Origin of the sequence: Methylobacterium sp. Leaf118 (assembly GCF_920984675.1) — a bacterium.
Classification (GTDB): Bacteria; Pseudomonadota; Alphaproteobacteria; order Rhizobiales; family Beijerinckiaceae; genus Methylobacterium.
Map to the genome: position 1 here is coordinate 1 of NZ_CAKLBV010000004.1, position 25,398 is coordinate 25,398.

General features: G+C 68.1%; 29 protein-coding genes and 2 tRNA genes. 20 read left to right on the plus strand and 11 right to left on the minus strand.

What is annotated here, in order from left to right:
- Positions 1–143: 143 nt before the first annotated feature.
- A tRNA-Met gene (locus tag LW587_RS02730) sits at positions 144–220 on the plus strand.
- Between the two features lie 157 nt (positions 221–377).
- Here the strand turns inward: LW587_RS02730 and LW587_RS02735 are convergent.
- The 5 genes from LW587_RS02735 to LW587_RS02755 form a co-directional block, all read right to left on the minus strand.
- Positions 378–1,364: a MaoC family dehydratase gene (locus LW587_RS02735; protein WP_232628071.1), complete on the minus strand. Its 987-nt coding sequence runs from the start codon at positions 1,362–1,364 to the stop codon at positions 378–380.
- 67 nt (positions 1,365–1,431) lie between these two features.
- Positions 1,432–1,755, minus strand: a complete 324-nt coding sequence (locus LW587_RS02740; protein ID WP_232628072.1) for a hypothetical protein — start codon at positions 1,753–1,755, stop codon at positions 1,432–1,434.
- A gap of 11 nt (positions 1,756–1,766) precedes the next feature.
- Positions 1,767–2,864 (minus strand): redox-regulated ATPase YchF, encoded by a 1,098-nt coding sequence (ychF, locus tag LW587_RS02745; protein WP_232628073.1) that lies wholly within the window; start codon positions 2,862–2,864, stop codon positions 1,767–1,769.
- A 79-nt stretch (positions 2,865–2,943) separates the two neighbouring features.
- Positions 2,944–3,576 (minus strand): aminoacyl-tRNA hydrolase, encoded by a 633-nt coding sequence (pth, locus tag LW587_RS02750; RefSeq protein WP_232628074.1) that lies wholly within the window; start codon positions 3,574–3,576, stop codon positions 2,944–2,946.
- Positions 3,577–3,663: 87 nt separating this feature from the next.
- Complete coding sequence (locus LW587_RS02755; protein WP_232628075.1) at positions 3,664–4,353, minus strand: 50S ribosomal protein L25/general stress protein Ctc; 690 nt, start codon at positions 4,351–4,353, stop codon at positions 3,664–3,666.
- A gap of 373 nt (positions 4,354–4,726) precedes the next feature.
- Here LW587_RS02755 and LW587_RS02760 point away from each other — a divergent pair, with 373 nt between their 5' ends.
- Positions 4,727–4,981: a hypothetical protein gene (locus LW587_RS02760; RefSeq protein WP_232628076.1), complete on the plus strand. Its 255-nt coding sequence runs from the start codon at positions 4,727–4,729 to the stop codon at positions 4,979–4,981.
- A gap of 45 nt (positions 4,982–5,026) precedes the next feature.
- Here LW587_RS02760 and LW587_RS02765 read toward each other — a convergent pair whose 3' ends face one another.
- Complete coding sequence (locus LW587_RS02765; RefSeq protein WP_232628077.1) at positions 5,027–6,379, minus strand: sensor histidine kinase; 1,353 nt, start codon at positions 6,377–6,379, stop codon at positions 5,027–5,029.
- A complete protein-coding gene (locus LW587_RS02770; RefSeq protein WP_232628078.1) occupies positions 6,376–7,044 on the minus strand; it encodes a response regulator in 669 nt (222 codons plus the stop codon). The genes LW587_RS02765 and LW587_RS02770 overlap by 4 nt, the downstream gene beginning before the upstream one ends.
- A 184-nt stretch (positions 7,045–7,228) precedes the next feature.
- Between LW587_RS02770 and LW587_RS02775 the strand changes: the two genes are divergently transcribed.
- Positions 7,229–7,873: a DNA-binding protein gene (locus LW587_RS02775; protein ID WP_232628079.1), complete on the plus strand. Its 645-nt coding sequence runs from the start codon at positions 7,229–7,231 to the stop codon at positions 7,871–7,873.
- Between the two features lie 97 nt (positions 7,874–7,970).
- Positions 7,971–9,473 (plus strand): phosphomannomutase/phosphoglucomutase, encoded by a 1,503-nt coding sequence (locus LW587_RS02780; protein ID WP_232628080.1) that lies wholly within the window; start codon positions 7,971–7,973, stop codon positions 9,471–9,473.
- Positions 9,474–9,506: 33 nt separating this feature from the next.
- On the opposite strand, the gene LW587_RS02785 is transcribed toward LW587_RS02780, so the two are convergent.
- Positions 9,507–9,992: a pilus assembly protein N-terminal domain-containing protein gene (locus tag LW587_RS02785; protein WP_232628081.1), complete on the minus strand. Its 486-nt coding sequence runs from the start codon at positions 9,990–9,992 to the stop codon at positions 9,507–9,509.
- Positions 9,993–10,360: 368 nt separating this feature from the next.
- Here LW587_RS02785 and LW587_RS02790 point away from each other — a divergent pair, with 368 nt between their 5' ends.
- The 10 genes from LW587_RS02790 (at position 10,361) to LW587_RS02835 (ending at position 19,877) form a co-directional block, all read left to right on the plus strand.
- Positions 10,361–10,546, plus strand: a complete 186-nt coding sequence (locus LW587_RS02790) for a Flp family type IVb pilin (protein ID WP_232628082.1) — start codon at positions 10,361–10,363, stop codon at positions 10,544–10,546.
- A gap of 177 nt (positions 10,547–10,723) precedes the next feature.
- Positions 10,724–10,906 (plus strand): Flp family type IVb pilin, encoded by a 183-nt coding sequence (locus tag LW587_RS02795; protein ID WP_232628083.1) that lies wholly within the window; start codon positions 10,724–10,726, stop codon positions 10,904–10,906.
- A 268-nt stretch (positions 10,907–11,174) separates the two neighbouring features.
- On the plus strand, positions 11,175–11,687 hold the full coding sequence (locus LW587_RS02800; protein WP_232628084.1) for an A24 family peptidase: 513 nt from the start codon (positions 11,175–11,177) through the stop codon (positions 11,685–11,687).
- Positions 11,688–11,888: 201 nt separating this feature from the next.
- Entirely contained in the window at positions 11,889–12,671 is a 783-nt protein-coding gene (gene cpaB, locus LW587_RS02805; RefSeq protein ID WP_232628085.1) for a Flp pilus assembly protein CpaB, read from the plus strand.
- Positions 12,672–12,682: 11 nt separating this feature from the next.
- Positions 12,683–14,191, plus strand: coding sequence for a type II and III secretion system protein family protein (locus LW587_RS02810; RefSeq protein WP_232628086.1), 1,509 nt, complete (start codon positions 12,683–12,685; stop codon positions 14,189–14,191).
- 85 nt (positions 14,192–14,276) lie between these two features.
- Positions 14,277–15,017, plus strand: a complete 741-nt coding sequence (locus LW587_RS02815) for a CpaD family pilus assembly protein (RefSeq protein WP_232628087.1) — start codon at positions 14,277–14,279, stop codon at positions 15,015–15,017.
- Between the two features lie 51 nt (positions 15,018–15,068).
- The gene (locus tag LW587_RS02820) at positions 15,069–16,313 is read left to right on the plus strand and encodes an AAA family ATPase (protein WP_232628088.1); all 1,245 of its coding nucleotides are present in this window, start codon (positions 15,069–15,071) and stop codon (positions 16,311–16,313) included.
- A gap of 47 nt (positions 16,314–16,360) precedes the next feature.
- Positions 16,361–17,809 carry a CpaF family protein gene (locus tag LW587_RS02825; RefSeq protein WP_232628089.1) on the plus strand — a complete coding sequence of 483 codons (1,449 nt, stop codon included), beginning with the start codon at positions 16,361–16,363 and terminating at the stop codon, positions 17,807–17,809.
- The gene (locus LW587_RS02830; RefSeq protein WP_232628090.1) at positions 17,806–18,777 is read left to right on the plus strand and encodes a type II secretion system F family protein; all 972 of its coding nucleotides are present in this window, start codon (positions 17,806–17,808) and stop codon (positions 18,775–18,777) included. Before LW587_RS02825 ends, LW587_RS02830 begins: the two co-directional genes overlap by 4 nt.
- Before the next feature lie 125 nt (positions 18,778–18,902).
- A complete protein-coding gene (locus LW587_RS02835) occupies positions 18,903–19,877 on the plus strand; it encodes a type II secretion system F family protein (protein ID WP_232628091.1) in 975 nt (324 codons plus the stop codon).
- Positions 19,878–19,950: 73 nt separating this feature from the next.
- Here LW587_RS02835 and LW587_RS02840 read toward each other — a convergent pair.
- Positions 19,951–20,035: transfer RNA gene (locus LW587_RS02840), tRNA-Leu, on the minus strand.
- Positions 20,036–20,236: 201 nt separating this feature from the next.
- Between LW587_RS02840 and LW587_RS02845 the strand changes: the two genes are divergently transcribed.
- Both LW587_RS02845 and LW587_RS02850 read left to right on the plus strand, forming a co-directional pair.
- Positions 20,237–20,818 (plus strand): YqaA family protein, encoded by a 582-nt coding sequence (locus LW587_RS02845; protein WP_232628092.1) that lies wholly within the window; start codon positions 20,237–20,239, stop codon positions 20,816–20,818.
- A gap of 8 nt (positions 20,819–20,826) precedes the next feature.
- Entirely contained in the window at positions 20,827–21,342 is a 516-nt protein-coding gene (locus LW587_RS02850; RefSeq protein WP_232628206.1) for a disulfide bond formation protein B, read from the plus strand.
- On the opposite strand, the gene LW587_RS02855 is transcribed toward LW587_RS02850, so the two are convergent.
- A complete protein-coding gene (locus tag LW587_RS02855; protein ID WP_232628093.1) occupies positions 21,306–21,923 on the minus strand; it encodes a ParB-like protein in 618 nt (205 codons plus the stop codon). The two genes, LW587_RS02850 and LW587_RS02855, sit on opposite strands and share 37 nt — an antisense overlap.
- Positions 21,924–22,109: 186 nt before the next feature.
- Entirely contained in the window at positions 22,110–22,289 is a 180-nt protein-coding gene (locus tag LW587_RS02860; RefSeq protein ID WP_232628094.1) for a hypothetical protein, read from the minus strand.
- Between the two features lie 233 nt (positions 22,290–22,522).
- On the opposite strand from LW587_RS02860, the gene LW587_RS02865 reads away from it, so the two are divergent.
- The 4 genes from LW587_RS02865 to LW587_RS02880 all read left to right on the plus strand — a co-directional run bounded on the left by LW587_RS02865 (position 22,523) and on the right by LW587_RS02880 (position 25,361).
- Positions 22,523–23,521, plus strand: a complete 999-nt coding sequence (locus LW587_RS02865; RefSeq protein WP_232628207.1) for an NAD(P)H-dependent glycerol-3-phosphate dehydrogenase — start codon at positions 22,523–22,525, stop codon at positions 23,519–23,521.
- Positions 23,518–23,979: an opioid growth factor receptor-related protein gene (locus LW587_RS02870; RefSeq protein WP_232628095.1), complete on the plus strand. Its 462-nt coding sequence runs from the start codon at positions 23,518–23,520 to the stop codon at positions 23,977–23,979. The genes LW587_RS02865 and LW587_RS02870 overlap by 4 nt, the downstream gene beginning before the upstream one ends.
- A gap of 478 nt (positions 23,980–24,457) precedes the next feature.
- Positions 24,458–24,910 carry a hypothetical protein gene (locus LW587_RS02875; protein ID WP_232628096.1) on the plus strand — a complete coding sequence of 151 codons (453 nt, stop codon included), beginning with the start codon at positions 24,458–24,460 and terminating at the stop codon, positions 24,908–24,910.
- A gap of 22 nt (positions 24,911–24,932) precedes the next feature.
- On the plus strand, positions 24,933–25,361 hold the full coding sequence (locus LW587_RS02880; RefSeq protein WP_232628097.1) for an EVE domain-containing protein: 429 nt from the start codon (positions 24,933–24,935) through the stop codon (positions 25,359–25,361).
- The last annotated feature ends 37 nt before the right edge of the window (positions 25,362–25,398 follow it).

Consider the following 25,398-nt stretch of genomic DNA (forward strand, 5'->3'; position numbering starts at 1 on the left):
CTCAAGACACGGGAGAGTCGGTCGCCGCCAGGCCTGCCCAGCGCACGTCCTCGTCCCCCCATTCCCTCACCCACGATCCCGGACCCCAGCCGGCGCGCCACACCCGGCGTCCCTGCCGGCCTTCGGTCCGGATCGACCATCACCGCGGGGTGGAGCAGCCCGGTAGCTCGTCAGGCTCATAACCTGAAGGTCGTAGGTTCAAATCCTACCCCCGCAACCAAAACATCCCCCACCCCACCACCCGCAGCCCCCGATCAGGTGGCTTTTTGCGTTCGGGGCCCTGCAAGGACGATGACTCGAAAGCCTCCGCTCGAGAGAGGGGAGGGGAGGGGAGGGGAGGGAGCCTTTGCGCACGCCTCGCCCCCTCGCGCATTCGATCAGGGCGCCCATTGCCAGAAGACCGAGCCGGTGAAAGCGAAGACCGGCTCGCCGTGCTGGTTCTCCGCCGTGTTGTGATGCGTCGCGATGCCCCAACCGGGCCGGGATGCGGAGGCGCGCCGGTCGACGAGGCGGCTGGCATAGCGGAGCGTGTCGCCCGCATAGACCGGACGCAGCCATTGCATATCCCGGAAACCCGGCGACGGGCCGAACTGCGGCACCGGGCCCGAACGCGCGGTCAGCGCGCGGTCGCGGGCGAAGGTGGCGTGAAGCCGCTTCATCCACACCGCCGCGATCTGCCAACCGGAGGCGCACAGCGCCCCGAAATGCGTCGCCCGCGCGGCCTCCGGATCTGTATGGAAGACTTGGGGATCGTAGAGCCTCGCGAAGGCGAGAATGTCCTCCGCGTCGAAGCGATGCGTGCCGAGGTCGCGCAGACTCCCGATCGCGGCCTCCCCGAGGTACGGGATGACCTCCGCGTCGTCCTGCGATGCGGCATCAGACCCAGGCTCGCGCGACACGACGCGGGGCGTCGGCGTCGCCCCTCTCCGGGCGAACATCACCGCGAAGGACTGGGTCATCACCGGGGCGCCGTGCGCGTCCGTGAGGGTCATCGCGAGGCGCGCGATCCCCCGGTCGGGTTTGGAGGTGGAGGCGCGCACCTCCTCGATCCGGACCCGGGCGCTCAGCCTGTCGCCCGGAAGAACGGGCTTGAGCCAGCGCAGCCGTTCGATCCCCGGAGAGCCCATCGAGGTGGAGCGCAGGATCAGCGCCTCGGCGAGCAGGCGCATCCCGAGGGCCGCCGTCTGCCAGCCGGATCCGATCAGCGTGCCGACGAACGTGTCCTTCGCTGCCGCCTCGTCGAGGTGGAAGGGCTGCGGATCGTAGTCGCGCGCGAAGGCGATCATCGAGTCCCGCGTCACCGTGAGCGGACCGGCGGTGTAGTCCTGGCCCGGAGCGAGGTCGTCGAAGGAGAGGAGCGTCATGGAAGGCCGACAATGCGGTGGCGCGTTGCGCGATCGGCTACCACGGGCGGGCCTTCCGAGGCAGCCGTCAGAACCGGCCGGCAGCCTCGTATGCGCGGTGGATCGGGTCGGGTAGGTTCGATCCGGCACCGGCCCCTCCCGGAAACTCAGGAGGCCCGGGATAACGGGGAACGGCGTCGGCTGCTCGGGCGCCGCGAAAATCAGGGAAGATCGCCACCACGACCGCCGCGCGGGAACGCTCGTTCTTCACGCTCAAACCCACGCCGGCCAAGAGGTGGACCGTCGCCAGATCAATCGGGCGGTCCGCCACGACCTCCGCACGCAGGCGCGTCTGCAGGGCGACCGCCTCGGCCGGCGTCAGAGGCCGGTCGTGGCGCTTTTGCAGCGTCACGCCCGAACCCGTCAGTTGGCGAAGCGGAAGTGCAGCACGTCCCCGTCCTGCACGATGTAGTCCTTGCCTTCGAGCCTGAGCTTGCCGGCATCGCGGGCGCCCGCCTCGCCGTTCAGCGTCGTGTAGTCCTTGTAGGCGATGGTCTCGGCGCGGATGAAACCCTTCTCAAAATCCGTGTGGATCACGCCTGCCGCCGCCGGCGCCCGGGTTCCCTTGGTGATCGTCCAGGCCCGGGCTTCCTTCGGGCCGACGGTGAAGTAGGTGACGAGGCCGAGGAGATCGTAGCCCGCCCGGATCACCCGGTTGAGGCCGGGTTCGGCCAGGCCGACCGCCTCCAGGAAATCGCCCTGGTCGGCCAGCGGCATCACCACGATCTCGCTCTCGATCTTGGCTGAGACCACGACGGCGACGGCGCCCTCCGCCTTGGCCCGGTCGAACACCGCCTGGGAATGAGCGTTGCCCTTGTCGGCGTCGCCTTCATCGACGTTGCAGACGTAGAGCACCGGCTTCGCCGTCATCAGACCGAGTTGCTGGAACAGCCGCTCCTCCTCGGGCTTGCGCTCGACGACGCGGGCGGGCTTGCCCTCCCGCAGCAGTGGAAGGGCTCGATTCACGAGGTCGAGGAACTCCTTGGCCTCCTTGTCCGAGCCCTTGGCGCGCTTCTCCAAGGCCACGACCCGCTTCTCGAGACTGTCGAGGTCTGCGAGCATCAGCTCGGTCTCGATGGTCTCGATGTCGGCGATCGGATCGACCTTGCCCTCGACATGGGTCACGTCGCCGTCGGTGAAGCAGCGCACCACGTGGGCGATGGCATCGACCTCGCGAATATTGGCAAGGAACTGATTGCCGAGGCCCTCGCCCTTGGAGGCGCCGCGTACCAGTCCAGCGATGTCCACGAAGGTCAGCCGGGTCGGGATGGTCTCCTTGGACGCGGCGATCTTCGCCAGCGCGTCGAGCCGCGGATCGGGCACCGCCACCTCACCGACATTCGGCTCGATGGTGCAGAACGGGTAATTGGCCGCCTGCGCCGCCGCGGTCTGGGTCAGCGCGTTGAAGAGGGTCGACTTGCCGACGTTCGGCAGGCCGACGATGCCGCATTTGAAGCCCATGGCTGGTCCTACAGGTCGGTGGGATGGGGTCGGGAGCCGCGCCCGGTTGCGGGCTCCATCGGACTCCGGCAGCGCCGTGTCAATTCGTGTCCCGGGCCTTGGCCTTGCCGGCCTCCGCGGGTGTCTTCACCGCCTCCCAGCCGCGCCCCGCCATGGCGAGATGCACTTTGTTCTGGAAGCTGGCATCGTCGCCCGCGGCGAGAACGGGCGCGTGGTCGGCCACCGCACCGCAGAGATCCTCGACCCAGGGCTCCTCGGATTTGGCGAAGTCGTTGAGGACGTAGGCGTGAACCAGCGCCTTGTCTCCGGGATGGCCGATGCCGAGGCGCACCCGCCGATAGTCGTTGCCGCATTGCACCGTGATCGAGCGCAGCCCGTTATGACCGGCATTGCCGCCACCGAGCTTCACCCGAAGCTTGGCCGGGGCGAGATCGAGTTCGTCGTGGAGCACGATCACGTCGGCCAGCGCGATCTTAAAGAAGCGCTGCGCTTCCCCGACCGAACGGCCGGATTCGTTCATGAAGGTCTGGGGCTTGAGCAGGATCGCGCGCTCCGTCCCGAGGGTGACCTCGGCCGCCTCGCCCTGAAAGCGGCGGCGGAACGGGCTCGCGCGGTGCATGCGGGCGATCTCGTCCACGGCCAGGAAGCCGATATTGTGACGGTTGCGCGCGTAGCGCGGGCCCGGATTCCCGAGGCCGACGATGAGCCGCATGGGTCGCCCCTTCCGAATGCGACGATGCCCCGGCCAGGGGCCAGGGCATCGATGAGAGCGGGCCGGGCGCGCGAGCGCCCGTCCGGATCACGCCTCGGAGTCGGCGGGCTTGTCGCCCTCGGCCTCTTCGGCCTCTTCGGCCTTCTCCTCGGCGGCCTCGGCGGACTGCGCCTCGGCGATCGCGGCCTCCTCGGCCTCGACCTCGGCGCCGAGCACCGTCGGCGGCAGGATGTTGGCGATCGTGTCGGTCGCCTCGCCGGTATAGGTGCCGGCCGGGATCTTGACGTCGGAGACGTGGATCACATCACCGATGTCGCGACCGGTCAGGTCGATCTCGACCGCGTCGGGGATCTGGTCGGGGGCGACGTCGAGCGAGAGCGTGTGCAGGGCGACGTTGAGCGTCCCGCCCTTCTGCTTGATGCCCGGCGCGTTCTCCTCGTTGAGGAAGTGGACCGGCACGTCGACCGTCACGGTCTGGCCGGAGACGACGCGCAGGAAGTCGACGTGCAGCGGCACGCCGGTGACCGGATCGAGCTGGAAGTCGCGCGGGATCGCGCGGGTCTTCTTGCCGCCGACCGTGATGTCGAACAGCGTCGTCTTGAAGCCGCCGGCGTAGATCAGCGTGCGGGTGCGGATGAGGTCGACGGCGATGGCCTGCGGAGCCTGGTTGCCGCCATAGATGACGGCGGGAATCTGGCCCTGGCGACGAACGGCCCGGGCGGCCCCCTTGCCGACCCGGTCGCGTGCCACGGCCTCAAGCGTCTTGGTGGCGCTCATGGCGTGATCCTTCTCGAATAATGGGCCTGAGCCAACGACAAAGGCCGCCCGAAGCGGACGGCCCAACCGTTCCCCAGCGCGCCCGTGCCTCCAAGGGTGTCTCAAGGGCGCGGGCGGGCCTTACACGCAAAGGCGGAACCTGGCAACGGCCTTCGGTGACGTCTGCGGGCTCCGCCTCGGGTGATCGTCCTGCGGGGATATTGCGCTGCGCAATAAATCCAGGGCCACCCGAAGTGTCCATGAAGACCATCGCGGTCGATCGTTTCGCCAAACAAGATCATGCCTGCGAAGGCAGGAACACACCTCACCGAAATTTCGTTTCCGTAGTCCCAAGACATCAGTCCCAAGACATCGAACAAAAATGGAGGAAACCATGACACGCGCGTCCCTCGTCGTTCTCGCCACGCTCGCCCTCGGTGGCGTCGCCCTCGCCACGGAGCAGCCCGGCGCCTCCTCCACGGCGCCCGGCCAGCCGATGAAGCCAGGCGAAGCCAATAAGATGCAGGGCTCGCCTAACGCCGCGGGCTTCGACAAGAACAAGGCCGGCGCCTCCGACGCCACCGGCGCGGTGGGTCAGGGCTCGGGAGCGGCGAGCGCCACGAGCAGCGACAGCAAGGCCGAGAAGTAATGCTCTCCGGCCGCCGCCGACGCGGCGGCCGGCTTGCCTCGAGGGTCAGGCCGGAAGGCGCAATCGGGCGCACAACCCGTGGAGGTCGGATCGCTCCAAATGCAGCGACCCACCGTAGAGTTCGGCGAGTTCGAGCGTGATGGGCAGGCCGAATCCATGGCCGGGCATGCTCTCGTCGAGGCGACGGCCGCGCTGCAGAACTTGGGCTGTCTGCTGCGGCGTCAGACCGAGGCCATCGTCCTCGACCCGCACCTCGACTTGGATGCCGGCTCGCTCGGCGCGAATCCGCACCCGCTGACGGGCCCAGCGGCAGGCATTGTCGATCAGGTTGCCGAGCATCTCGTCGAGATCCTGCGCGTCGCAGGCGACTGGGATCCCCGCCGAGATCTCCACGTCGATGGCGAGGCCGCGCTCCGCGTGCAGACGGGCGAGCGTTCCGGCCAGATCGTCGACATGCGCGCGAAGGTCGGCGCGCGCCCGCGCCGGACCGCCGAGGGCGGCAGCGCGGGCACGGCGCAGGTGGTGGCGCACTTGGCGATCCATCGATGCGACGAGGGGCGCGAGGTCGGGCGCCGCATGGCGTTCGGCGGTCAAGGCCAACGTCGCCAGGGGTGTTTTCAGGCCGTGGGCGAGATTGGCGACATGCGCACGGGCGCGCTCGAGATTGGCTTCGTTCTGATCGAGCAGCAGGTTCAACTCCACCACGAGCGGGCGGATCTCCTCCGGTTGCCCGGCGGGCACGCGGGTTTGCGTCCCAGCCCGAACCGCCGCGAGATCGTCCCGTAGCCTCCGCAGCGGGCGCAGGCCCAGCCGCACCTGAAGCGCGATGCCCGCGAGCAGACAGAGCCCGAGCAGGCCGAGCGCCACGGCGAGGGTCCGGCCGGCCTCGCGCAGGGGACCGTGCAGGGTTGCTGCCGGCGCCGAGGCCACGAGAACCGTATCGGGTGCCCTGGCGTCACCGGGACGATACAGGACGCGCAGGATCAGAGCCTCGCCGCGTGGGCCCGTGCCGTCGGCCGGGCGGGGCCTCCCGGGGGGCGTCTCGCGGATGGGCGGCAGGGCGAGATCGAACCCCGCGAGCGAGGCGGAGCGCAACACCGCGTCGCCGGTCCGGACCTGCCAGTACCAGCCAGACAGGTCGCGGTCGAAGGGCGGCCCGTCATGCGGCCGGGTCAGGGTCAGGCCGCTCCGGCCGGGTCCAAGGTCCGCCAGGATCGCGAACAGCGCGCCGTCGAGCCGGGCGTCGATCTGGCCGCGGGCGAAGCGGTGCAGCACGAGGCCGATGGCGAGGCCCGCCACCACGAGGGCGAGCGTCACGAAGACGAGCGCTCCGAGAAAGAGGCGCCGCTGAAGCGAGCCGCCGCGGCGCTCGGCGGTCGCGTCCGGCGGCGGCGTCACGGCTCGGGTTCCGCATGGAGGCGCCAGCCGTGGCCGCGCACGGCCTCGATGCGGGCCGGCGTGATCTTGCGACGCAACCGGGTGATGATGACCTCGACGGAGTTCGAATCCACGTCGGCATCGCCGTCATAGACCCGCTCGATGAGCGCATCGCGTGGGACCACCGCATCCTTGCGCAGGATCAGGCAAGTCAGGACGCGCCATTCGAGCCCGGTGAGGCGCAACGGCAGCCCGTCCCGCTCGAAGCTGCCGAGCCCGGCATCGTAGACGAGGGGACCGCAGGTGATCCGGGCGGCGCCGTGGGCGCTGGCCCGGCGCACCAGAGCGCGCAGGCGGATCACCAACTCCTCCACCCGGAACGGCTTGACGAGGTAGTCGTCGGCCCCCGCCTTGAAGCCCGCGACCTTGTCGCTCCAGCCATCCCGCGCGGTGAGGATCAGGACCGGAAGGGTCAGTCCCGCCGCCCGCCAGTCGCGCAGAACCGTCACGCCGTCGACGACCGGCAGGCCGAGATCGAGCACCACCGCGTCGTAGCGCTCCGTCTCACCCAGATGCCGGGCGTCCTCGCCGTTCGCCGCATGGTCGACCGCGAAATGCTCGGCCCGCAGCGCCCGCAGGAGTTCCGCGGCGAGCGGGGCGTCGTCCTCGGCGAGCAGCAGCTTCATCGGCGTCGAAGGCCTCGCAGGGGTGTTCCGGAACGGGCGTCGCCCATTAGGCGCCGACCTTTAACCGAAACTGAACCGGTGGGTTCAGGCCGGATTTCGGGCGTCCCCCCAAAACCGTCTCCATCCCGGCGGACGGACGTTCGACCGGAGATGTCTCCCGCTCCCGCTTCGCAGGATTTCCCCGATGACCGACCAGCCCTCCCTCAACCCCGTCCCGGCCGCGCGTCGCCGCCCCGCCCTCCGCCGCGGCCTCGTCGTCGGCGCGCTGGCGTTGCCGCTGGCGCTCGGCGCCACTGGCCTCTCCCTCGCTCAGAAGGGCGGGATCGAGACGACGCCGCTGGAGCCCGTGGCGATCTCCGCCCTCGCGCCCTCCGGCGCCGTGGCGGTGAAGGGCGAGGTCGCCGAGATCTTCGGCAACAAGTTCATCCTGCAGGATGGGAGCGGCCGGGCCCTGGTCGAGACCGGCCGGCACGGCGAGGGCAGCGAGGTCGTGCGCAAGGGCGAGACCGTGACGGTGCGGGGCCGCTTCGAGAAGGGTTTCCTGCACGCCGCTTCCCTCACGCGGGCCGACGGCACCGTCACGAGCCTCAAGCCATCCGGCGGGCCCGCTCCCGGGGGCTTCGACTGGATGAAGGACAAGGTCGGCCTCGGCCCCGAGATCGACCTGCCCGCCCTCAAGGCGAAGGTGGAGGCCGCCGGCTATACCGACGTGCGGGTCGCCGGCCGCGGGCCGCGCCACCTCGACGTGGCCGCCAAGGGGACGGACGGGCGCGAGCGCTTGCTGCATGTCGGCTTCAACGGCGACATCCGCGAGAAACGGGTGTTCTGAGGATTCCCCAGTCGGCGAGGCGGTGCGCCCACGCTTCCCCTCGCCGCGCCTTACGGGCTACAGCCGGTACCGCCACCGACGACGCGAGGGGTCCGCGATGTTTCCCAAGCCGCTGCCGAAGCTCGACCCCAACACCTTCGCCTTCGAGCAGTTGCCTCTCGTGAAGCCCACGGGCTTTCGCGAGTACGACGCCCGCTGGCTGTTCCCTGAGGAGATCAACCTGATGGGGGTCCAGGCCCTCGGGCTCGGGATCGGTACCCTGGTGCACGAACGCGGCGTGCGGCCCGACATCGTCACCGGCCACGACTTCCGCAGCTACTCCTCCTCGATCAAGCTCGCGCTCATCGCCGGGATGCAGGCGGCGGGCCTTCGGGTGAAGGATATCGGCCTCGCCCTCTCGCCGATGGCGTATTTCGGCCAGTTCGCCCTCGATTGTCCCTGCGTGGCGATGGTCACGGCCTCGCACAACGACAACGGCTGGACCGGCGTGAAGATGGGCGCCAACCGCCCGATGACCTTCGGTCCGGAGGAGATGGGCCGCCTGAAGGAGATCGTCACGGGCGGCACCTATCAGTACCGCGACGGCGGCTCTTACGAGTTCGTCGAGGGGTTCGCGGAAACCTACCTCAAGGATCTCGTTGCCCGGGCCAAGCCGGTCTCGCGCAAGCTCAAGGTGGTCGCGGCCTGCGGCAACGGCACGGCCGGCGCCTTCGCCCCGCAGCTCCTGGAGCGCCTCGGCGTCGAGGTGATCCCGCTGGATGTCGAGCCCGACTACACCTTCCCGCGCTACAACCCGAACCCCGAAGACATGGCGATGCTGCACGCCATCGCGGCCAAGGTGAAGGAGACCGGCGCCGATGTGGGCCTCGGCTTCGACGGCGACGGGGACCGCTGCGGTGTGGTGGACGACCAGGGCGAGGAGATCTTCGCCGACAAGATCGGCGTGATGCTCGCCCGCGACCTGTCGAAGCTGCATCCCGGCGCGACCTTCGTGGTCGACGTGAAGTCGACCGGGCTCTACGCCGCCGACCCGGAGCTGCAATCGCGCGCGGTCAAGACGGATTACTGGAAGACGGGCCACTCCTACATCAAGCGCCGCGTCAACGAACTCGGCGCGCTGGCGGGCTTCGAGAAATCCGGCCATTTCTTCTTCAATGAGCCGATCGGGCGCGGCTACGATGACGGGCTTCTCACCGCGATCGCGGTGATCGAGATGCTCGACCGCAATCCACACACATCGATGGCCGACCTCTACCGGGCGCTGCCGAAGACCTGGGGCTCGCCGACGATGTCGCCGCATTGTGCCGACGAGGTGAAGTACGGCGTGGTCGAGGCGGTGACCGAGCGGTTCCGGGCGATGCAGGCGACCGGCGAGAGCGTGGCCGGTCAGGCGATCACCAGCCTCGTGACGGTCAACGGAGTGCGGGTGACGACCGAGGACGGCACCTGGGGCCTCGTGCGGGCCTCCTCGAACAAGCCGGAACTGGTCGTGGTGGTGGAGAGCCCGGTCTCCGAGGCGCGGCTGCAGGCGATGTTCAAGGCCGTCGACGGCGTGCTGCGCCAGCACCCGGAGGTCGGCGCCTACAATCAGACGATCTAAACGGACGAGCGGATCCGCAGGCTCTGGCGACGGCTACTTGCTGCCGCTCGCGAGGCTGCGGCGCTGCTCGGCCTGGCCGCTGGTGTCGGCGAAGTATTTCTGGGCGTCGCCGAGCTGGACCGAGGGCTGGCAGTTCGGGGTGCAGGAATAGGATTCCCGATCGAGACCGCGGTGCACGGTGATGATCGAGGCCTCCGGGGCCTGCACGCTGATGGTCGACTCGGCGAGCATCGCGCCCTTGCCGTCCAGGGCAATCAGATTCGTGCTGCCGAAGCTTTTGCCGGTGAGCACCACGATGCCGCTCTTCTGAAGCGTGATGTCGGCGATCAGCGGATTTCCGACGATCACCGTGGCGGTTTTCTCCGGCAGGCGGATCACCTTCGCATTGTCGACGGACACGGAGACGACGCTCTGCGGCATCGGCTCGATGGCGCGGGCGCCGTCCGCGAGGGCGAGAAGCGTCAGCAGCGCCGGGGCGGCAACGCGGGCCGTACGAAGGGCGGGGCGCAGGCGGGGCATGGGCGGTCGATCCGGTCGCGCGAGGAGAGTGCCGCCCGCCTCTCGCAGGCGCCGGCCTGCGGACGGGCTTTCGTCTCGCGGTTCTCATGAGACCGGAAAGTGGTGAAGGAACCGCTAAAGCGCCCTTCGGCCGAGGCCGGCAGCCCCGGTCAAAGGCTTGCCATGCGCGCCCGGGCCGATGGATCGGCCGTCGGCGATCCAAGAAACCCATCGTTAACTCAAGAAAAGAAGTCCCGTCCGGAAGCGCGGTTCTGAGATCCATTTAACCCAAACGCAACCTGGCGGGACTAATTCTAGCCCTGTCGCCGATCGAAGCCTGAACAGACTTTCGACGGTCGTTCGGAACTAGAGTTCAAGTGGAGATTCCCGTGCAGAACATCGCCAAGCGCTTCGTTGCCGACGAGTCCGGCGCCACCGCCATCGAGTACGGCCTCGTGGCCGCCATGATGGGCATCGCCGTCGTCGCCATCTTCACCGCCTTCCAGGGCAAGCTGAAGGCGGCCTTCGAGACCATGGGCACGGCCCTCCAGACCCAGGCCGCCAAGATCCAGTAAGCGAGGACGCTCTCGCTTCCGCGCTGGCGACGCCGCCGGCCGACTTCATCGACCCGGCGGATCGCAGAGATCGTCACCTTGCCCACCCCGATCCACCGCCCCCGATGCCACCGAATTCCGGCCTCGCCCGGATTTCGGGAGGCTCCGGAGGTCCATCACACGCAGGAGACCCAGCGAATGAATCTTGCCAAGCGCTTCGTTGCCGACGAGTCCGGTGCCACCGCCATCGAGTACGGCCTCGTGGCCGCCATGATGGGCATTGCCATCGTCGCCATCTTCACCGCCTTCCAGGGCAAGTTGAAGGCGGCCTTCGAGACCATGGGCGACGCCATCCAGACCCAGGCTGCCAAGATCCAGTAAGCCGCTTCTGCCGACACACGTGGGGCGCATCGCCCCATCGGTTGTCGGGGACCTTCGCGCATCCCATCCGGCTGCGGCGAGATCCGCGCCGGACGGGATGCCGATCTCGTTGTGCCGGGGCCGACCGACCCCGCGGCGCCGTCAGGGGCGCCGGCCGATCCGGACCAGACCGGTTCGTCGAGACCATCCGCGGCAAGCCACGGAGCTGACAAGGCCGGACTGACCCGATCAGGCCGGACGCAGCGTTCGCAGGAAGTGACCTCCGACGATGAGCACAGCCAACCTCTTTCTCTGCATCGCCTTCCCGTTCCTGATGGCCTACGCGGCCGCGAGCGACCTCCTGACCATGCGGATCTCGAACCGCGTCACGGGCTTGGTGGTCGCGGCCTTCGCGATCTACGCTCTGGTGAGCGGCATGGCGCTGGCCGAACTCGGCTGGCATCTCGCCGCCGGGGGCCTGACCCTCCTCGTGGCCTTCGCCATGTTCGCCCGCGGCTGGGTGGGAGGCGGAGACGCCAAGCTCGCCGCCGGGACCGCGCTCTGGCTCGGAATCGGCCACTTGGCCGACTACCTGATCGTCGCCTCCGTCCTCGGCGGAGGGCTGACCCTCGCTATTCTCTATGCCCGCTCCTTCCCCCTGCCGATGGCGACCAGCCGGCTTCCCTTCGCCGTGCATCTGCATGACAGCCGGACCGGCATTCCCTACGGGATCGCCCTCGCGGCGGCGGCGCTGATCGTCATGCCGGACGCCGCAGGCTGGGAGCGCCTCGCCTTGATGTAATCGTCGAGCGAGCCTGCCACGACGGCACGCGGCCGCCCCCGGGGCGGCCGTTTCGCGTTTGGGGCCAACCCATTTCCCCCGACCAAACGGGACGAACCCGGAAAGCCATTGGTGACGAGCAGTTAACCTTAACTACACCAATCTCGGGCAAATCTCGGAGCATGACGGCGGGAATGCCGTCGGCACGGTCGAACGCCCGCCATGAAACCTGCCCGTCTCGCCGTCCTGACCGTCGCGATCGTCGCCGGCTGCGGTGCCGCCCTCCTGATGAGTGGCGAGGAGAAGCTGCCCGAGCCGGTGCTGCGGATCGAGCCGACCGCCCAGATGGCCCTGTCCGAGGTGCTGGTCGCGGCCGCCGATCTTCCCATGGGCCAGACCCTCAAGCCCGAGGATCTGCGCTGGATGTCCTGGCCCGATCAGGCGCTCTCCCCCTCCTACGTCGAGAAGAAGGCGTCGCCGAAGGGGCTCGAGGACGCGGTCGGCTCGATCGTCCGCACACCCTTCTCCGCCAACGAGCCGATCCGGCATGAGCGTCTGGTCAAGGCCGGCAGCGGCTTCATGTCGGCGATCCTGCCCCCCGGGATGCGGGCGGTGGCGATCACCACCGACAATCGCGGCTCGAGCTCGGCCGGCGGCTTCATCCTGCCCAACGATCACGTGGACGTGATCAAGACCGCCCGCGACGAAAGCGGCGGTGCCAACGACCAGTTCGCTGAAACGCTGCTGTCCGATGTGCGCGTGCTCGCAGTCGGCCAGATCGTCCAGGAGAAGGGCGGCGTGAACGTCGTGACCGCCGAGACCGCCACCCTCGCGCTGACCCCGGCGCAGGCCGAAATCGTCACCCTCGCGCAGCGGGTCGGGCAGCTCTCCCTGGTGCTGCGCAGCGTGCAGGATGCCGGGCAGCCCACGGTGGTGGCGGATGCGGAATCCGAGGGAGCCATGACGGTGGTGCGCTTCGGCGTCGCCAAGCAGCAGCGCCGGTGAGGACGAGAACGATGTCGCTTGAATTCCGCTCCCGGGCGATCGCCGTCGCCCTCCTGTCCGGCACCTGCCTCGCCCTCGGCCCGGCGCCGGTCCTCGGCCAGGTGGGCGGTTCGCCCGTCCTGACGGTCAGCCCGTCCGAATCCGGCCAGTCGCGCAAGGTCGAGCTGACCAAGGGTCGCTCGCTCATCGTCGATCTGCCCCGGGACGCCAAGGAAGTGTTCGTGGCCAATCCGGCCGTCGCCAACGCGGTGGTCCGCTCCAGCCGCAAGCTGTTTCTGATCGGGATCGAGAACGGCGCCACCTCGATCTTCGTGATGGACGCGGAGGGCCGCCAGATCGCGGCGCTCGACGTCACCATCGCCCGCGACATCAACGTCTTGAAGCAATCGCTCCAGCAGAGCCTGCCCGCGGGCCGCTTCGACGTGAAAGCGGTGGGCGACTCGATCGTGCTTTCCGGTAGCGTCGGCTCGGCCTCCGAGGCCCAGCAGGCGATCGACATCGCCAACGCCTTCGTCGGCATCGGCGGCGGCGCGGGAGCGGGCGTGCGCGGCGCGGTGATCAACAATCTGTCGGTGCGCAACAAGGATCAGGTGATGCTGCGCGTCACCGTGGTCGAGGTTTCGCGCAGCGTTATCAAGCAGTTCGGGATTAACGCTTACGGCAATTGGAGCGCCCTGAATCCGGTCGATATGCTTCAGACAGGTAACTCGTTTCTTGCAAATGAAACCGGGTTTCCGCTGACGGGCACCAATTCACCGGTGGCCAATCAGCTCACAGCGTCCGTAAAGGCTGGAGGCTTCTCGTTGCAGGCAACGTTGAAGGCTTTCGAGCGAGCCGGTGTCTCGCGTATCCTCGCGGAGCCGACGCTGACGGCGATCTCCGGCGAAGCCGCCAAGTTCACGGCTGGCGGCGAGATCCCAGTCCCGACGAACTGCTCGGCTTCCTCGACCGTGGCGGTAGGGACCGCCATCAATCAAAGCTGCGTCGTCTCGCTCACCTACAAGCCCTACGGCGTGAGCCTGTCGTTCACGCCGGTGGTCCTGGCCGAGAACCGCATCTCCGTGCGGGTCGCGACGGACGTCGTCGAGCTCGATCCGCAGAACAGCTTCACTTACTACCTGAACAACCGCCCGACCCCGGTGCCGGCCACCACCAAGCGCAGCTCAGAAACGACGGTCGAGCTCGCTTCCGGCGCGACGATGATGACCGCCGGCCTGATCCAGCAGAAGAACAAGGCGGCCATCAGCGGCCTGCCGGGCGTCATGAACCTGCCGATCATCGGCGCGCTGTTCCGCTCGCGCGACTACCAGCGCGACGAGACCGAACTGATGATCATGGTCACCCCCTACATCGCGCAGCCGATGGAGGCGCGGCAGGTGCAGCGGCCCGACGACGGCTTCGTCGATGCGCCCGATGGCCAGGCGGTGCTGCTGGGACGGCTCAACCGTCTCTACGGCAAGGTCGGCGGCGGCACGCTGGGACCGGCCTATCGCGGACGCGTCGGCTTCATCGCCGATTGACGGCACCACGCGCAGCGGGTCGGGCGCGATGCCCGGCCGGATCAGATGGATCGCGGGCGCGACGCCCCAGCAGGATCGACGACCGATGTCCTCCCTTTCTCGTCCTCTCGCGCGCTCGCTCCCGCCGCTGGCCGTACTGGCCGTCGCCGGACTGCTCGGCGCCTGCCGCGCCGACCGGGTCGCCACGACCGGCTCGACCTACCCGATCGACGTGCGCACCCGGCACCCGATCGTGCTCGCCGATTCCGACCGGACCCTCGACATCTTCCCCACCGGCATCGGTCATCTCGACCCGCGCCAGGCCGCCGACCTCGAGGCCTTCCTGATCGAGTATCGCCGCTACGGCCGCGGCCAGATCACGATGGAACTGCCCCGGGGCGTCGCGCCGGCGCTGACCGGCCCGGTCGAGCGCACCGGCGCGGCGATCCGCCGCCTCGGGGGTGACATCGGCCTGCCCCCCGGCGGCTGGCTGATCGGCGGCTACCCGATCGCCAATCCCGGACTCGCCAGCCCGGTGCGGCTGAGCTTCCAGCGGATGCAGGCCAAGGTCTCCAGCAAGTGTGGGCTCTGGCCGCAGGACCTCGGCGTCAGCGACGTGCGGTCCGACTGGTCGAACGAGCCCAACTGGAACCTCGGCTGCGCCATGCAGTCGAACGTCGCCGCCCAGGTCGCCGACCCGATCGACCTCGTGCGCGGGCGCCCCGAGGGCCGCATCGACACCGTGCGCCGGACCAAGGACATCGGCCAACTGCGCGAGGGCAAGGATCCGTCAACGCAGTGGCGTCAAGATGGGAAGACGAACGTCAAGGACGAGGTCGGGAACTAAGCTCTTCCCCGCTCTGCTGCGTCCCCCCGAACCCGAACCGGAAACCCCGTCATGCCGGACATCCACGAGGCCTCAGAGCGGACGATCGCCCCGGTGCCCCGGATCACGATCCAGGCCTTCTGCGAGACGCCGGAGACCGCCGCGATCATCGAATCCGTGGTGTCCGACCGCCGGATGCAGAAGGCGCACGTCAAGGTGCAGATGGGCGGCGGCGCGGCGGCGGTGGAAGCCTACCGGCACGCCCCGACGCCCAACGTGATCCTGCTGGAATTCGTTGGCACCAAGTCGCGCCCGCTTGAATGCCTCGATCAGCTGGCCGAGGTCTGCGACGAGGGCACGAAGGTCCTCGTCGTCGGCCATGTGAACGACGTGCTGCTCTACCGGCAGTTCATTCAGCGGGGCGTGAGCGAGTACCTGATGGCCCCGGTGGAGCCGGTGGCGTTGATCGCGGCGGTGTCGGACCTGTTCTCGGCCCCCGGCGCGAAGCCGGTCGGGCGCACCGTCGCGGTCTACGGCGCCCGCGGCGGCGTGGGCGCCTCGACGGTCGCCCACAACCTTGCCTGGACGGTCGCGCGGGAGCTCGGCACCTCGACCGTCATCGCCGATCTCGACATCGCCTACGGCACGGCGAGCCTCAACTTCAACCAGGATCCGCCCCAGGGCATCGCCGAGGCGGTGTTCGCGCCCGAGCGGCTCGACGCCAACCTGCTCGACCGGCTGCTGTCGAAATGCGCGGACAACCTGAGCCTGCTCTCGGCGCCCGCGACGCTCGATCGCACCACCGACCTGACCGAGCCGGCTTTCGATGCCCTGACCGACCTCCTGCGCGCGGCGGTGCCCTGCATCGTGCTCGACGTGCCCCACCACTGGTCGGCCTGGACGCGCCGGGTGCTGATCGCCGCCGACGAGATCCTGATCGTCGCATCGCCCGATCTCGCCTCGCTGCGCAACACCAAGAACCTGCTCGCCCTGCTCCAGCAGAACCGCCCCAACGACACCCAGGCCCGGGTGATCCTCAACGGCACCGGGATGCCCAAGCGGCCCGAGATCGCCCCGGCGGAATTCGCCAAGGCCCTCGATACGACCATCCAGGCGACGATCCCCTTCGATCCGGCCCTGTTCGGGACCGCTGCCAATAACGGACAGATGATCGCCGAGGTCCAGGCCGGCTCGAAACCCGCCGAGATCTTCTCGGACCTCGCCGCGCTCGTCACGGGCCGGGCGGAGACGCGGCGCGCCCGCGTCAATCTGCTGGAGCCGCTCCTGGCCCGGCTCACCCGCAGGAAGGCGTCCTGACGGTGTCATCCGCCCTTCCTCATCCGCTCTCCTGAAGGCGCGGCGCCATGTTCGGTCGACGCTCCAACGCCGTCTCCGCCCCCGCACCGGTGATTCCGGCCAAGGCGGCGTCCCCGGCCCCGGTCCTTCAGGACGAGGGGCGGGCCCGTCCGGAGGCGCCGCCCCCGCGGGCGAATACGGCCGCGCCGGCACCGGCGCCGCAGAAGTCGGAGGATTACTTCCGCACGAAGAGCATGATCTTCGGCGCGCTAATTGAGGCGATCGATCTCGCCCAGCTCGCCCGCCTCGACGGCGAGGCGGCGCGCGAGGAAATCCGCGACATCGTCTCGGAGATCATCGGCCTCAAGAACATCGTCCTGTCGATCGCGGAGCAGGAGGAACTGCTCGACGACATCTGCAACGACGTACTCGGCTACGGCCCGCTCGAGCCGCTGCTCGCCCGCGACGACATCGCCGACGTGATGGTGAACGGCGCCGACCGGACCTTCATCGAGGTCAGCGGCAAGATCCAGCTCACGAGCGTGCGCTTTCGCGACAACCAGCAGCTGATGAACATCTGCCAGCGCATCGTCAGCCAGGTGGGCCGGCGCGTCGACGAATCCTCGCCGATCTGCGACGCGCGCCTCCCGGACGGCTCCCGCGTGAACGTCATCGCCCCCCCGCTCGCCATCGACGGGCCGGTCCTGACGATCCGTAAGTTCAAGAAGGACAAGCTCACCCTCGACCAGCTCGTCCGCTTCGGCGCGATCTCCCCCGAGGGCGCCCGCATCCTGCAGATCATCGGCAAGGTCCGCTGCAACGTCGTTATCTCGGGCGGCACCGGATCGGGCAAGACGACCCTGCTCAACTGCCTCACCGCCTATATCGAGAACGACGAGCGGATCATCACCTGCGAGGACGCCGCGGAGCTTCAGCTCCAGCAGCCCCACGTGGTGCGTCTCGAAACCCGGCCGCCGAACCTGGAGGGCCAGGGCCAGGTCACCATGCGCGACCTCGTCAAGAACTGCCTGCGCATGCGGCCCGAGCGGATCATCGTCGGCGAGGTCCGCGGACCGGAGGCCTTCGACCTCCTCCAGGCGATGAACACCGGCCACGACGGCTCGATGGGCACGCTCCACGCGAACAGCCCGCGCGAATGCCTCGCCCGAATCGAGTCGATGATCACCATGGGCGGCTTCTCGCTGCCTTCGCGCACCCTGCGCGAGATGATCACGGGCTCCATCGACATCGTCATCCAGGCCATGCGCCTGCGCGACGGCTCCCGGCGCATCACCCACATCACGGAGGTGATGGGGATGGAGGGCGACGTCATCATCACCCAGGATCTGTTCGTCTACGACGTGCTCGGCGAGGACGCCAACGGACGCCTGATCGGCCGCCACCGCTCGACCGGGATCGGCCGGCCGCGCTTCTGGGAGCGGGCCCGCTATTACGGCGAGGAGCGGGCTCTGGCCGAGGCCCTCGACGCCGCCGCCCCCACGGGGATCGAGACGTGAGCGCGGCCAACCTTCCGCTCGCGGTCGGACTCGTCGCCGTGGCGGCGGGCTCGCTCGCCTACGTGGCCCTGATGCCCTGGCTCTCGGGCGAGCGGCGAGCCGAGCAGCGCCGCAAGGCCCTCGGTCAGACCCGCGCGGTCGTCGGCGAGCGCAACGCGGCCGCGAGTCGGCGCGATCAGGTCGCCAAGAGCCTCAAGGAGCTCGAGGCGAAGAAGGACAAGACCAAGGTCACCCTCGAACTCCGGATCGCCCGAGCCGGGCTCGATTGGGGCCGGCGCAAGTACTACGCGGTCGCAAGCCTCGCGGCCGTGGGGGCGGCGCTCGCCGTGCTGTTCGTGACGGGCCTGCCGTTCCTGTCTCTCTTCGTGCTGTTCGTCGCCTTCTTCGGGGCGCCGGCCTGGATGTTGAAGCGGATGCAGACGCGGCGCATCGCCGCCTTCATCGACGAATTGCCCAACGCCATCGACGTCGTCGTGCGCGGCCTACGCTCGGGCATCCCCCTCGGCGACTGCCTGCGCATCATCGCCCGCGAGGCCAAGGAGCCGCTGCGCAGCGAGTTCCGCGTGGCGATGGAGGCGCAAACCCTCGGCCTGCCGATGGGCGACGCGATCCTGCGGATGTACGAGCGCGTGCCGGTCACGGAGGTGAACTTCTTCGCCGTGGTGATCGGCATCCAGGCCAAGGCGGGCGGCAATCTTTCGGAGGCGCTCGGCAACCTGTCGCGGGTGCTGCGCGAGCGCAAGAAGATGTCCGGCAAGATCGCGGCGATGAGCATGGAGGCGAAGGTCTCGGCCATGATCATCGCCTCGCTCCCCTTCGTGGTGGCCGGCACCACCTACCTTTCGAATCCGGATTACATCTCGCTCTTGTGGACCACGACGATCGGCAAGCTGGCGCTGGCGATCTCGGCGGTGTGGATGGGCATCGGGATCACGGTGATGAAGAAGATGATCAACTTCGAGGTCTGATGCGGCCCCCGACCAAGCCGCATCGGGGTCTCTCGCGAGGCCTGGTCATGGCCGACCCGTTGCGCCGACACTGACACGACCCCGCGCCCGGCGCGGGGGCCATTTCACGCCCGGGACCGTGGCCGATGTTTGAACAGCTCATCGAGACTGCCCTCTCGCCGCGCTTCATGGCGATGGTGCTGATGGCCGTGGCCGTCACCGCGACCCTCCTGACGGTGCTGCAGCCCTTCGTCGAGACCGACCTCCTCGGCAAGCGGATGAAGCTCGTCAGCGACGAGCGCGAGCAGATCCGGATGCGCGAGCGCGAGCGGCTGACGAGCCGGGGCACGCTGCGGAGCGAGCCGAAGGTCTACATGAAGCGGGTCGTCGAGCAATTCAATCTGACTCGCTGGCTCGGCACGGACACCGCCAAGTCCAAACTGACCCTGGCGGGCTACCGCGGCGCGGGGGCCGAGACCGCGTTCCTGTTCTTCCGCCTCGTGACGCCGAGCATCGTGACCGTCGGCGCGGTCCTGTACCTGTTCGTGCTGGAAGTGCTCGATCAGCCGTTCTTGATCCGCGCCGGCATCGTTCTCGTGGCCGCCTATATCGGCTTCAAGCTGCCCGAGATCTACCTCACCAACATCACTGGCAAGCGGCAGCTCGACATCCGCAAGGCTTGGCCCGACGCGCTCGACATGTGCCTGATCTGCGTCGAATCCGGCATGTCGATCGAGACCGCCTTCCGCCGCGTCAGCGTGGAGATCACCACCCAGTCGGGCGTGCTGGCGGAGGAGCTGGCGCTTCTCACCGCCGAGTTGTCCTATCTGCCGGAGCGCCGCGCCGCCTACGAGAACCTCGCCCTCCGCACCGGCCTGGAGCCGGTGAAGGCGCTGACCACGGCGCTGATCCAGGCGGAGCGTTACGGCACGCCGCTCGGCCAGGCGCTGCGGGTGCTCGCTCAGGAGAGCCGCGACCAGCGCATGAACGAGGCCGAGAAGAAGGCCGCCGCACTGCCGCCGAAGCTGACCGTCCCGATGATCCTGTTCTTCCTGCCGGTGCTGTTCGTCGTGATCATGACGCCCGCCGGCATCCAGGCCTACGCGATGATGTCGCGCTGACGATCCACCACCAATCGCTGGAAGGGATCGGATTTCCCATCCGGGAAGGGGGCCCTTCCCGGAGACGGGCCGATGGTGCGGGTAGAGGGAATCGAACCCCCACGCCTTGCGGCTGGCGATTTTGAGTCGCCCGCGTCTACCAATTCCGCCATACCCGCGACGGTCCCGCCTCATGGCACAGCCCGGGCGCCCGGGCCAGACCGAATTTTCCCCCGCCGCGACGGATCCGGCCCACCCGGCGACGCGACCGGGCGCGCCGGACCGTACCCTCTCCCCGGCGTCCGCCCAGACCGTGCTCTCGCCTCCGGAGCGCATCTGTGCTGAAAGGGCGCCGCTCACCCGAACGCCAACGAGGCCCCATGATCCGCCGTCTCTACGAGTGGATACTCGCCCTCGCCGCCAAGCCGTCGGCGCCCTGGGCGCTCGGGGCGGTGTCGTTCGCCGAGAGCTCGTTCTTTCCCGTGCCGCCGGACGCGATGCTGGTGCCGATGGCGGTGAGCCGACCGGACCGGGTCTGGCTCTACGCCACCATCGCCACCGTCGCCTCGGTGCTCGGCGGCTTGTTCGGCTACGCCATCGGCGCGCTGCTGTTCGATTCCGTGGGGCAGTGGCTGTTCAAGCTCTACGGCCTCTCCGACAAGGCCGAGACCTTCCAGGCCTCCTATGCCACCTACGGGCATTGGGTGATCCTGCTCAAAGGGCTGACGCCGATCCCCTACAAGCTCGTCACCATCACCTCGGGCTTCGCCCATTATTCTCTGTTCTGGTTCACCGTGCTGTCCATCGTGACCCGCGGCGCCCGCTTCTTCCTGCTGGCCGGCCTGCTCGGGCGCTACGGGGTCGGCATCCGCGCGGTGCTCGACCGCCACCTCAACGTCGTGGCGGGTCTGTTCGTCGCCGTGATTCTCCTCGGCTTCGTCGCCTTCAAGGTGGTGCTGTGACCGTGCGCATGCTCGCCTTCGGGGTCGCCCTCGGGGCGGCGCTGACCGTCGGCGGCGCCCTCGTGTTCGAGCACGGCCTGGGCTACGTGCCGTGCAAGCTCTGCCTGACGGAACGCGTGCCCTATTACCTGACGGTTCCGCTCGCCCTCCTCGCCGCATTCCTGCCGCCGCGCCCGGCCCGGTTCGCGCTCGGACTGGTGGCGCTGGTGATGCTCTATGGGGCCGGGCTCGGGGTCTACCATGCGGGCGCCGAATGGGCGTTCTGGCCGGGGCCCAACGATTGCGGCGGCGGCGCAGGCGCCGGTCCGGCCGATGTCGGCGACTTCCTCAAGAGCCTGGAGACCGTGCGCCCGGTCGATTGCACGACCGCCGCATGGCGCTTCCTCGGCCTCTCGCTCGCGGGCTGGAACGCCGTAATTGCCGCGGGGCTCGCCCTCGTCGCGGCCGTCGGCGCGCTCGGCCTCGTCCCGGGAGCGGGACGTTGGGCTCAGCCGTCGATCGGCCCGCACCAACCGGGCAGGTAGCCGGCTTTCGGCGATTTCGAAAGGCGCAGGGCCCGCTCGAGGGCCGCCGCGAAGTCGTTCTCGACCGTGTCGTGCTTCATCGTGCGCCGCAGGAAGTCCGCCCACAGGAACTCGCTGAAGGGCGTCGTGTCCTTGGCGAAGCCGCCAGCGCGGCGCAGCTCCCCCGCAAGGCTGCGGAAGGGATCGTCGGCAAGATCGGCGATGCGCTTCGGGATCTTCGAGAACGCGACCCGCCGGCCCTCGACATCGTAGGGGTGGACCCAGGCCTTGTGGTCGGCGACCGTCCAGAAGGCCTCCTTGTTGAGATGGTGCAGGTCGGCCACGACCGTGACGGCCACGCTCTCGACCTCCTCCTCCAGCAGCGCCCGGGCGAGGTGGTGATGATCGATCACGTAGAAGCGCTTCTTCGGGCCGAGCAGCACCGGGATCATGTGCGCGCCGAGGAACGCCGCCTTCTTGTCGGCGTCGTGCGCCCGCCAGCGGCGGCGCTTCTCCGCCACCTCGCGCAGGCCGACCGTCATCTGGGTGGGCCGAAGTTCGGCGATCGGGATGGGGGTGAGCAGGGGATCGCGCGGCGCCATCGGCCGTCTCCCATTCGGTGAGGGACCGAAGACAGCCCTGGCCCGGCGGCCGAGACAAGCGATCAAGCGTCACGTTCCTGCGAGCCGGACGGTTCTGCCACGCGCGCGACGCATGCGAGTCCGCCGGCCAGGGACGCGCCGCCCCGGGGGCTCGCCCCCGGGCCCGGTGCGGCCCGGGCGGTCTGGTCAGGCGCGAACCGCCGGCTTGGCCTTGAGGGCGGTGGCGAGCGCCTTGAGCTGCCGGTCGAGATCGGCCAGCTCGTTCAGGGCGATGGTCTTGTGGCCCGCCTTGACCGCGCGCTCGATGTCGCTGACCTGCGAGGAGGCCATGCGCTTCAGTTCGGTCGCGAGTTGGTCCCTGGTCATCGGCGCTCCTTTCAACACCAGGCTCGATGGTCCGGTGATAGGCGCTTAGGCTTAACCGGGGGTTTTCTCGCGCGCTCCGGTCGTCGCTCTCTCCACCGCGGACGAGGCTGAGGGCGCAATTCGCCGCGGGTGCCCTTCGTCAACGCCGCGCCAGGGCCTAGATGCAGCCGCGGTGCCCGAGCCTGCGGCGAACGGGACGGTCCTGACGGAGCGGCGAGATGGGACAGGCGTCGATGGAGGATCGCGGCGGCGTGGCGGTGATCGGGGGAGGGGCCTGGGGCACGGCGCTCGCCAATGCGGCCGCGACAGCGGGCCGTCCGGTCATCCTCTGGATGCGCGACGCCGAGGCTGCAGCCCGGATCCAGGAGGATCGCACCAATGCCCGCTACCTGCCGGGCATCGGCCTGCACGAGAAGGTCCGGGCGACCGCCGATGCCGGCGCGCTTGGGGACGCCGCGACCGTGCTCCTCGTCGTGCCCGCCCAGACCCTGCGCGCCGTTCTCGGGGACCTGTCGCCCGCGCTGCGTCCGGGCGCGTCGATCGTGCTCTGCGCCAAGGGGATCGAGCGCGGCAGCGACGCCTTCACCAGCGCGGTCGCCGCCGATGTGCTGGGGCCGGACGCACCGGTGGCGGTGCTCTCGGGCCCGAGCTTCGCCGGCGATGTCGCCCGCGGCCTACCGACGGCGGTGACGCTCGCCTGCGCCGACGGGCGCCGGGCGGCGCATCTCGCCGGCCTGCTCTCGGGTCCGGCCTTCCGGCTCTACCACACCGACGATGTACGCGGCGTCGAGATCGGCGGCGCGGGCAAGAACGTGCTGGCCATCGCCTCGGGCATCGTCGCGGGGCGGGGGCTCGGCGAGAGCGCCCAGGCGGCCCTCATCGCCCGGGCCTTCGCCGAGCTGATGCGCTTCGCCCGCACCTATGGGGGCCGGGCCGAGACGCTGATGGGCCTGTCGGGCCTCGGCGACCTCGTGCTCACCGCCTCCTCGTCGCAATCGCGCAACTTCGCCTTCGGCGAGCGGTTGGGGCAGGGGGCCTCGCCGGAGGCGGCCTCGGGCGGCAAGCTCGCCGAGGGCGCCTTCACCGCCGCCGCCCTGGTGGGCCTCGCCCGGGCCCGCTCCGTCGAGATGCCGGTGGCCGAGGCGGTGGCGGCGGTGGTCGCCGGCGCGCTGACCGTCGAGGCCGCGATGGCGCGATTGCTGTCCCGCCCGCTCAAGGGAGAGGTGGAATGACGGCGGCGGCCGGACCGATCCACGCGTTTCTCGCGGGCCAGGGGCGCGACGGCAGCGGACGCCGCCTCGCCGACGTGCTCGCCTTCGACGATGCCCGCATCGAGGGCGTCCACGACTTCATCCAGTGGTGCTTTCCCCTGGCCGAAGCGAGCCGCGCGGTGCCGGGCGCCCCGGTTCTGACCGAGGCGGAGGCGGCGGCGATCCGGGCGGACGCGGCGGCCCGGCGCGGCCTCGGTGAGGTGCTGGCGCGGATGGCGCGCTTCTACGCGGATACCGATTTCTGGCTGCGCCCCTACGACCACAACCATCTGCGCATCACCCGCATCCTCACCGCGGTGCGCGACCTGCTGGGCGGTGAGACGGCGGCGGCGTTCCATGCCCAGGTGACGGAGCGCAACCGTGCGGCGGGCGCGCCGATCAACGGCGACAGCCTCGCCTTTTGGGACGAATCGTTGTAACTCAGAAAAATCGAAATATTGTTATTTATGGAAATACTTACTTCTTATTCTGTCGGTAAATAGAAGTTTAATTGTCAAATATTGCATAATCGCCATATTATGCGCCCATTGACAAAATCACAATTTATTCAAGAAGTTAAAATCTCACAAATATAGTCCGCCTGAAAGCGAGGGATACTTTATGACAAAAAATATTTTCACACTTTCGAACACGTTGAGCGCAGTTGTTGGACTTGTCACAACTATTGGGGCGCTCGTAACAGCAATCAGTCAGTTCCCAGGGATACAAAGTTATTTTGCCAAATATGTTATTTCCGGCAATGGAAACGTTGGATTGATCGCAGTCTTCAGGAGGTCGAATGATTTTTTATCATCCGAAGAAGGTCGGATGAAACATTACATGGAAAAATCAAAAAAATAAATATGGTTTTTTGGGACGTCTTTTTATATATCGATTCCCGCCTTTCAAGACGTTTTGTTGAAAAAACTTGAAGATTGCGTCAGTGTAAACTTTGTTTCCCTCAACCCTGATACTGAAGATTTGAGTTTTGTTGCCCGCACAATGGGATATGAAGAAAAAAGGCTACATTATATTGTCAACGAAAATATCAGCGCCCTCATTGCGCTGCAAGAAAACCGGTCAAAAGAAAAAATATGCTCAACGCTCTCCATAAGATTTACAACCCGTCAATTTACATCACGGATCTATATGTTCGATCCAACCGAAAAATCGGGGAGCACCTACTTAGTTCCGCAAATTTATGGAAAAGACTCAACAGTTTTGCCAGGATTTTTGCTGTCTAATGATGCCGGAAATTACAATAAAGAGTATTTCGATGGCATGCGGAGCCTAGCAAATGATAGATCCAGCGTTTCACTGGAAGAATGGCTCCGGCGACATCCGGATTTCAACAGGAGTAAAAACCAGTGACATCTCTGCGGTATAAAACATCATGAAAAGCAGTTACTGGCTGTTCAAGTCCGAACCCTCGACCTGGTCCTGGGATCAGCAGGTCGCGGCCGGGGAGGGGGGCACCTTCTGGAATGGCGTGCGCAACCACCTCGCCAAGAACCAGATGCAGGCGATGCAGGTCGGCGAGCGCGGCTTCTTCTACCACTCGAACGAGGGCAAGGCCGTGGTCGGCATCGTCGCGGTGATCCGACCCTATTATCCCGACCACACCGACGCGAGCGGGCGCTTCGGCATGGTCGATGTGCGGGCGGTCGCCCCGATGCCGCGACCGGTCACCCTCGACGCGATCAAGGCGGAGCCGGACTTGGCCGGCATGGCGCTGGTGACGAACTCGCGCCTCTCGGTCCAGCCGGTGACGGCGGCCGAATGGGCCCGGGTCTGCGCCATGGGCGGCTACACGGAGGCGTAGGGCCAATGGCGACGCCCTCCGACCGGGCGCCGCCGCG

Bases quoted from the DNA above. Each gene is read 5' to 3' on its own strand.
- LW587_RS02820 (WP_232628088.1), top strand. From the start codon at position 15,069: ATGCCGGACATCCACGAGGCCTCAGAGCGGACGATCGCCCCGGTGCCC.
- cpaB (WP_232628085.1), top strand. From the start codon at position 11,889: ATGAAACCTGCCCGTCTCGCCGTCCTGACCGTCGCGATCGTCGCCGGC.
- LW587_RS02775 (WP_232628079.1), top strand. From the start codon at position 7,229: ATGACCGACCAGCCCTCCCTCAACCCCGTCCCGGCCGCGCGTCGCCGC.
- LW587_RS02755 (WP_232628075.1), bottom strand. From the start codon at position 4,353: ATGAGCGCCACCAAGACGCTTGAGGCCGTGGCACGCGACCGGGTCGGC.
- LW587_RS02845 (WP_232628092.1), top strand. From the start codon at position 20,237: ATGATCCGCCGTCTCTACGAGTGGATACTCGCCCTCGCCGCCAAGCCG.
- LW587_RS02860 (WP_232628094.1), bottom strand. From the start codon at position 22,289: ATGACCAGGGACCAACTCGCGACCGAACTGAAGCGCATGGCCTCCTCG.
- LW587_RS02770 (WP_232628078.1), bottom strand. From the start codon at position 7,044: ATGAAGCTGCTGCTCGCCGAGGACGACGCCCCGCTCGCCGCGGAACTC.
- LW587_RS02760 (WP_232628076.1), top strand. From the start codon at position 4,727: ATGACACGCGCGTCCCTCGTCGTTCTCGCCACGCTCGCCCTCGGTGGC.
- LW587_RS02815 (WP_232628087.1), top strand. From the start codon at position 14,277: ATGTCCTCCCTTTCTCGTCCTCTCGCGCGCTCGCTCCCGCCGCTGGCC.
- ychF (WP_232628073.1), bottom strand. From the start codon at position 2,864: ATGGGCTTCAAATGCGGCATCGTCGGCCTGCCGAACGTCGGCAAGTCG.
- LW587_RS02865 (WP_232628207.1), top strand. From the start codon at position 22,523: ATGGAGGATCGCGGCGGCGTGGCGGTGATCGGGGGAGGGGCCTGGGGC.
- LW587_RS02780 (WP_232628080.1), top strand. From the start codon at position 7,971: ATGTTTCCCAAGCCGCTGCCGAAGCTCGACCCCAACACCTTCGCCTTC.
- LW587_RS02800 (WP_232628084.1), top strand. From the start codon at position 11,175: ATGAGCACAGCCAACCTCTTTCTCTGCATCGCCTTCCCGTTCCTGATG.
- LW587_RS02870 (WP_232628095.1), top strand. From the start codon at position 23,518: ATGACGGCGGCGGCCGGACCGATCCACGCGTTTCTCGCGGGCCAGGGG.
- LW587_RS02785 (WP_232628081.1), bottom strand. From the start codon at position 9,992: ATGCCCCGCCTGCGCCCCGCCCTTCGTACGGCCCGCGTTGCCGCCCCG.
- LW587_RS02855 (WP_232628093.1), bottom strand. From the start codon at position 21,923: ATGGCGCCGCGCGATCCCCTGCTCACCCCCATCCCGATCGCCGAACTT.
- LW587_RS02810 (WP_232628086.1), top strand. From the start codon at position 12,683: ATGTCGCTTGAATTCCGCTCCCGGGCGATCGCCGTCGCCCTCCTGTCC.
- LW587_RS02795 (WP_232628083.1), top strand. From the start codon at position 10,724: ATGAATCTTGCCAAGCGCTTCGTTGCCGACGAGTCCGGTGCCACCGCC.
- LW587_RS02735 (WP_232628071.1), bottom strand. From the start codon at position 1,364: ATGACGCTCCTCTCCTTCGACGACCTCGCTCCGGGCCAGGACTACACC.
- LW587_RS02880 (WP_232628097.1), top strand. From the start codon at position 24,933: ATGAAAAGCAGTTACTGGCTGTTCAAGTCCGAACCCTCGACCTGGTCC.
- LW587_RS02850 (WP_232628206.1), top strand. From the start codon at position 20,827: ATGCTCGCCTTCGGGGTCGCCCTCGGGGCGGCGCTGACCGTCGGCGGC.
- pth (WP_232628074.1), bottom strand. From the start codon at position 3,576: ATGCGGCTCATCGTCGGCCTCGGGAATCCGGGCCCGCGCTACGCGCGC.
- LW587_RS02835 (WP_232628091.1), top strand. From the start codon at position 18,903: ATGTTTGAACAGCTCATCGAGACTGCCCTCTCGCCGCGCTTCATGGCG.
- LW587_RS02825 (WP_232628089.1), top strand. From the start codon at position 16,361: ATGTTCGGTCGACGCTCCAACGCCGTCTCCGCCCCCGCACCGGTGATT.